Annotated in this window: 8 protein-coding genes; all 8 read left to right on the forward strand. The window is 65.0% G+C overall.

The window, feature by feature from the left end:
* Window positions 1-35: 35 nt before the first annotated feature.
* Window positions 36-1,001: an amino acid kinase family protein gene (locus ACLPJJ_RS10090; protein WP_443590846.1), complete on the forward strand. Its 966-nt coding sequence runs from the start codon at window positions 36-38 to the stop codon at window positions 999-1,001.
* A 191-nt stretch (window positions 1,002-1,192) separates the two neighbouring features.
* Entirely contained in the window at window positions 1,193-2,389 is a 1,197-nt protein-coding gene (locus ACLPJJ_RS10095) for a sensor histidine kinase (RefSeq protein WP_443590847.1), read from the forward strand.
* Window positions 2,379-2,996: a response regulator FixJ gene (gene fixJ, locus ACLPJJ_RS10100; RefSeq protein ID WP_443590848.1), complete on the forward strand. Its 618-nt coding sequence runs from the start codon at window positions 2,379-2,381 to the stop codon at window positions 2,994-2,996. The genes ACLPJJ_RS10095 and fixJ overlap by 11 nt, the downstream gene beginning before the upstream one ends.
* Window positions 2,997-3,080: 84 nt before the next feature.
* Window positions 3,081-3,506: a response regulator transcription factor gene (locus tag ACLPJJ_RS10105; RefSeq protein WP_443590849.1), complete on the forward strand. Its 426-nt coding sequence runs from the start codon at window positions 3,081-3,083 to the stop codon at window positions 3,504-3,506.
* 85 nt (window positions 3,507-3,591) lie between these two features.
* Window positions 3,592-4,287 (forward strand): helix-turn-helix domain-containing protein, encoded by a 696-nt coding sequence (locus ACLPJJ_RS10110; RefSeq protein WP_443590850.1) that lies wholly within the window; start codon window positions 3,592-3,594, stop codon window positions 4,285-4,287.
* A gap of 79 nt (window positions 4,288-4,366) precedes the next feature.
* Window positions 4,367-5,239: a metal ABC transporter solute-binding protein, Zn/Mn family gene (locus tag ACLPJJ_RS10115; RefSeq protein WP_443590851.1), complete on the forward strand. Its 873-nt coding sequence runs from the start codon at window positions 4,367-4,369 to the stop codon at window positions 5,237-5,239.
* Entirely contained in the window at window positions 5,239-6,009 is a 771-nt protein-coding gene (locus tag ACLPJJ_RS10120; protein WP_443590852.1) for a metal ABC transporter ATP-binding protein, read from the forward strand. Before ACLPJJ_RS10115 ends, ACLPJJ_RS10120 begins: the two co-directional genes overlap by 1 nt.
* On the forward strand, window positions 6,006-6,412 hold a 407-nt coding region (locus tag ACLPJJ_RS10125), incomplete at its 3' end, for a metal ABC transporter permease (RefSeq protein WP_443590853.1). The genes ACLPJJ_RS10120 and ACLPJJ_RS10125, both read left to right, overlap by 4 nt.

The raw sequence follows: 6,412 nt of genomic DNA on the forward strand, positions 1-6,412 counted from the left end.
AGAACAAAAAACAAGCGTTGTGTTAACGATCGCACATGAGGATTTTGGTTTCCCTGGGAAATACGGCGCTATTGCGCCGCCATGAGCATATCTCTCGTGCTGGGCTGCGTCAGCGCATTACTGAAGTTGCCGGGCATCTGGCTGGGGCGGTGATGGCCGGACATCACCTTGTCATTACCTTTGGCGACGCTGCCCAACTCGGCCTGCTCGGGTTGCAGACACTGAACAGCCCGCGCGAGGCGCTGATGCCGCTGGACGTTTTGCAGGCGCAGGCGGTTGGCTGGCTTGGCTATGAGCTGGAACTCGCCGTTCGCAATGCTCTGCCGGAAGGTGCGCTGGTCGTCAGCATGGTCACGCAGACGCTGGTGGACACGCGCGATCATGCCTTTCACGGCCGTGGCGTGCCGGTTGGGCCGGTGTTCGACAAGCCTACGGCGGAGCGTCTGGCGGCAGAGCTGGGCTGGACAATCGGCCAGGCCGGAAATGGCTGGTGCAGGTTCGTTCCCTCGCCGAAGCCGGTTGATATCATCGAGGTCGATTCCATACGCCGTCTTGCCAATACGGGTGTCACCGTCATTTGCGGCGGCGGTGGTGGTGTGCCGGTGCGCCGGGATACCGAGTGCAGGCTGCACGGCGTTGAGGCGGTGGTCGACAAGGATGCCGCTGGCGCTCTGCTGGCCGAACGCATCGATGCGGATTTCTTCCTCATGCTATCCGATCTTGGCGGGCTCTACCTCGATTTCGGCGGTGAGGAGCAGCGGCTGATCGCCACGGTTGGGCCGCGGGATCTGGCCGCGCATCTGAAAGATTTCCCGGAATGGACGCTGCGGCCCAAGGCGCACGCGGCCTTTTCCTTCGTGCAGGCGACGGGCGAGCCCGCCGCCATCGGCAAGCCCGAGGATCTGGCGGAAATCCTGGCCGGGCGGCGCGGCACGCTGGTCTCGGCGGAGAGCGGCCGGATCAGTTTCCACGACAGATCCTATGATGAGGTTTTGTCCTAGAGCCTGATCGTTTTAGGTTGAATCGCTTTGCGATTGAACCTAAAACGTGAATCAGCCTCTCATCAATAAGTTAGAGGGCGATCGCACTCTAGAACCCGTAAGTAGGGTTAACTCCATCGGTTTGTTGTATTTTAACCCGTAAGCGCTAAGCTGTCCGGGCTGGGGTAACAACACACCGCATGGGTGAAAAATTGAGTAGCGCAGGACAGTCCACGAAGACGGGCGAGCCTGGGGATTTGGCCAGTCTGGCGCTGGCCGCCTTGCGTGAGCGTGAGGCGCATCTGCGCTCCATTCTCGCCACCGTACCGGATGCGATGATCGTCATCGACGGGGCGGGTATCATCAGCTCCTTCAGCAGCGCAGCGGAGCGGCTCTTCGGCTACAAGGCCGAGGAGGTGAACGGGCGCAATGTCAGCCTGCTCATGCCCTCGCCCTATGCCGAGCAGCACGATGCCTATTTGGAACGTTACCTCGCCACCGGGCAGAAGCGCATCATCGGGGCCAGCCGCGTGGTCATGGGGCTGCGCAAGGATGGCTCGACCTTTCCCATGGAGCTGTATATCGGCGAGACGGTGACGCGCGACGGCCGCGCCTTCACCGGCTTCCTGCGCGACCTGACGGAACGCCAGGAAACCCAGGCCCGGCTGCACGAATTGCAGGCTGAACTGGCGCATATGTCGCGCTTCACCGCCATGGGGGAGATGGCCTCCACCCTGGCGCATGAGCTGAACCAGCCGCTCACCGCCGTGGCGACCTATCTGAACGGTTGCCGCCGCTTGCTGGAGCGCGGGCAGGCGGCCGATTTCGGCATGCTGCGCGACGGCATCGAGCGTGCCGCGGAGCAGGCGCTGCGGGCCGGGCAGATCATCCGCCGCCTGCGTGAATTCGTCTCGCGCGGGGAGACCGAGCGGCGCCGGGAGAATCTGCCCAAGCTCGTCGAAGAGGCGAGCGCCCTGGCTCTGGTTGGCGCCCGGGAGAGCGGGGTGCGCGTCAGCTTCGCCTTCGACCCTGAGTGCGGCTCCGTCATCGCCGACAAGGTGCAGGTGCAGCAGGTGCTGCTCAACCTGATCCGCAACGCCATGGAGGCGATGGAGGATACCGAGTTGCGCGACATGCTGGTGAGCACCGCGCCGGCCTCGGAAGGCATGGTGCGCATCTCCGTCGCCGATACTGGCACGGGCATCGCCCCGGAGATCATGGCGCAGTTGTTCCAGCCTTTCATCAGCACCAAGAGCTACGGCATGGGGGTGGGGCTGTCCGTGTCCCGCACCATCATCGAATCCCATGGCGGGCGGCTCTGGGTCGAGCCCAACCCGGGGGGCGGCGCGGTCTTCTCCTTTACCTTGCTTGGGGGCGGGCAGCCCGGAATGGACGAAGATGCTGCCTGACCCGGTCGTGCATCTGATCGACGATGACGAGGCCGTGCGGCAATCCCTGGCGTTCCTGCTGACGAGCGCTGGATTCGCCATTCGCACCTATGCCTCTGCCACGGCCTTCCTGGATGCGCTGATGGCCGTGCAGCCTGGCTGCATCGTTACCGATGTGCGCATGCCCGGCCTCTCCGGGCTCGATTTGCAGCGCGAGCTGATCAGCCGCCGCATCGGTCTGCCGGTGATCGTGATGACCGGCCATGGCGATGTGAAGCTGGCGGTCGAGGCGATGAAGGCCGGGGCGGTCGATTTCATCGAGAAACCGTTCCAGGACGATACGCTTATCGCCGCGATCCGCACCGCCTTCGACCGCTACGCCCGCGATGCCCAGCAGAGCAATGTGGCGAATGCCGTCGGGGCCCGGCTGAAAACCCTCACCCCGCGCGAGCGCGAGGTGCTGGACGGGCTGATCGCCGGGCGGCCGAACAAGACGATCGCCTACGACCTCAACATCAGCGCCCGCACCGTGGAGGTGCACCGGGCGAATCTGATGACCAAGATGGGCGCTGCCAGCCTGTCTGAGCTGGTGCGCATGGTGCTCCTTTCCCGAGCCCCGGGCGTATAGTTTTCCGAACATTTGCGCTGGATCAATTGGTGCGGTTCCGATCTCTGTTATCGGGCATCGATTAATTTCTTTGCATGAAGATGCGTGGTGCCAGTGTTCGAGGCGGGGGTATGGGAGACGGCCGAGGCGCGGCCGCTGGTCATGGTCGTCAATGACGATGCGGCCATGCGGGATGCGTTGCAATTCGTCCTGCGGCTGGAAGGGCTGGACGTGCATGTGCATGCCGATGGCGCTGCATTGCTCTCTAGCCGTGATCTGCCGCGTACGAAATGCCTGATCCTGAAGGACCGGCTGCCGGGCATGGATGCGTTCGAGGTGCTGGAGCAGTTGCGGGCCCGGGCATTATCGCCGCCGGCCATTCTTCTTACCAGTGTTGCCAGCCCCGCGCTGTGCGGCAAGGCGCAGGCGGCGGGAATCTGGAAGGTACTGGAGAAGCCGATCCTCGATAACCGGCTGGTGGAAGCAGTCGCCGATGCGCTGGCAGACCACCATGCCGCCAAGCCTACGTAGAATCCCGTAGGGACAAACCGGATACCGCGGCTTAACGGCGCCCGGCTACACCTCCCACCGTCGAATCAGGATGAGGAGCGCCAGGATGTCAGCCAGCATTGCACTGCGTGGAGATAAAAGCTTTGCTATCCCGCAGGTCGCCAGGGGGTTGGGTTCCAGGCCGGCGCTTGGCCTGGTCGAGCGCGCGAGCGAAGCGCCGTTCAACCCGGCGGCCCTGCATTTTGCCCAGGATGCCGAAATCTACGCCGAAGGCGGCGAGGCGACTTATATGTACAAGGTCGTCAGCGGCATGGTGCGGACCTGCAAGTTCCAGAATGACGGGCGCCGGCATATCGACGCCTTCCACAAGTCGGGTGACGTGGTCGGCTTCGAACTCGGCACCGAGCATGCGCTTTCCGCCGAGGCAGTGACCGATTGCGTGGTGGTGCCATATCGCCGGCGTACGCTGGAGGCCAAGGCCGGGCACGATGAGACGATGGCGCTGCAACTCTACACCTATGCCATGCAGTCGCTGGAGCGGGCCCGGCAACACGCCCAGCTGCTCGGCCGGGGCAGCGCGCCGCAGAAGCTGGCGGTGTTCCTGCTGGATCTGGCCGGCGGTCGCGGCGAAGAGGTGGAACTGGCGATGACCCGCCAGGATATCGCCGATTACCTGGGCCTGACCATCGAGACCGTGTCGCGCACCTTGTCGCATCTGGAGCGTGATGGCGTGATCAGGCTGGCGGCGGCACGGCGGATCGAACTCATGGACCGTTCGGCGCTGCGGAATTTGTGCGGCTGAGCAGGCCAGTTGCCCCCTGTGGACGGGGGAGATGATATAATATATCATTGCTTCCCGTGTAAGCAGGGGAGCGGGAATCATGCGTTTAGGCGTGTTGGCGTGTGGGGTGGCGCTGGTGTTGAGCGCTGGAGTGGCGCAGGCGCAGCCGGTGCTGCACGCCGTGGGCATCGAGAACGAATATGCCGATGTGATGGCGCAGATCGGCGGCCCTTATGTCCGGGTCACCGCCATCGAGACCGACCCGAATACCGATCCGCATGAATTCGAGATCAGTCCGCACGTGGCGGGCGAACTCGCGGGTGCGGACGTCGTGGTAGAAAACGGGCTGGGCTACGATGCCTGGGCCGACAAGTTGTTGAGCGGAGCGCATGCCGAGGTGATCAGCGCGCAGCATGTGCTCAACCTGCCGGATGACACCCCCAACCCGCATCTCTGGTACAGCCCAGCCACCATGCCGGCGGTGGCAAAGGCCGTGGCCGCCGCCTTCGCGGCGAAGGACCCGGCCCATGCCGCCTATTACCAGGCGCAGGTGCCGGTTTTCGATGCCTCGCTGAAGCCCTGGCTCGACGAGCTGGCGCAGATCAAGGCCCATTACGCCGGGACAGAGGTGGCGGTGAGCGAGCCGGTGGCGGACTACATGCTGCAGGCGGCGGGGATGAAGATCGCCACGCCGTTCACCCTGGAAGCCGCCGCGATGAACGGCACGGACCCCGCGCCGCAGGATGTGTCCACCCAGCAGGACCTGCTCGTCTCCCGCAAGGTCATGGTCTACGTCTTCAACGAACAGGTGCAGGACACGCTCTCCGACTCCTTCCGCGCTTTGGCGCAGCAGAGCGATCTGCGCGTGCTTGGCGTGTATGAGACCATGCCGAAGGGCGCGAAGAGCTACCAGGGCTGGATGTTGGGCGAGGCCAAGACCCTGGCCCAGGATCTGGCGGCAAGCGGGCAGTGATGCCGGCGCTCAGCGTTGCCGGGCTTAGCGTCGCGCTCGGCGGGCGGGAGGTACTGCACGATGTCAGCTTCTCCCTGAAGCCGGGGGCGTTTTGCGGGCTGATCGGCTCCAACGGCTCAGGCAAGACGACGCTGCTGCGCACCATCCTCGGCTTTACCGCCCCAAGCGCCGGCCGTGTGGAATTGGCCGGGCCGGCCGGCTACGTGCCGCAGAAGCTTCAGCTGGACCCGGACATGCCGGTGCGGGCGCGGGATTTCATCGAGTTGGGGCTGAACGGGCACCGCTTCGGCTTCCCGTTTCCCTCGCGCGCGCGCCGGGCGCTTGTGGCGGAGATGCTGGCCGCCGTGGACGCGGAAAAATTCGCCGATCAGCGCATCGGCGAACTCTCGGGCGGGCAGCAGCAGCGCGTGCTCATCGCCCATGCGCTGATCCGCCAGCCGAAGCTGCTGCTGCTGGATGAGCCGCTGGCCAACCTCGACTTGCGCGCCGGCGCCGAGATCATCGCCCTGCTCAAGAGCGTGGCAGCACGGGGGGTGACGGTGCTGATCTCGGCGCATGACATGAACCCGCTGCTCAGCGCCATGGACCGTATCGTCTATCTCGCCAATGGTCGGGCCGCGAGCGGGACCACGGCGGAGGTGGTGCGCACCGAGGTGCTCTCCGCCCTGTATGGATACCATATCGACGTCATCCGCGTGCATGAGCGCATCCTGGTGGTGGCCGGCGAACACGGCGCGCACGGAGCCGAGCACGTCGCGGCGATTCCATGACACTGCTGCAAGCGGGGTTCTTTTCCAGCGTTCCGGTGCAGAACGCGCTGCTCATCGGGGCAGGTGCTGCGCTGCTCTCGGGCGCGGCGGGTGTGTTCACCGTGCTGCGCAGCCAGTCCTTCGCCGGGCACGCGCTGGCGGATGTCAGCAGCGCGGGCGGGGCCATGGCCTATCTGCTTGGAATCAACCCGCTGCTGGGGTTTTTTAGCCTCTCGGTACTGGGAGCGCTGGCGTTGGAGGCCATTGGCACCCGCCGTGCGGCGGGGCGGGATCTGGCGGCGGGGATCGTGCTCGGCGGCGGACTCGGGGTGACCGCGCTGCTGCTGTACCTGGATGTGACGGTGAGAGGCACCGCCGGCGCCGCGGTGACGGTGATGTTCGGCTCGCTGTTCGCCGCCCCGCC

This window comes from Acidocella sp. (assembly GCF_052326845.1).
In the GTDB taxonomy this organism is placed as follows: domain Bacteria; phylum Pseudomonadota; class Alphaproteobacteria; order Acetobacterales; family Acetobacteraceae; genus Acidocella.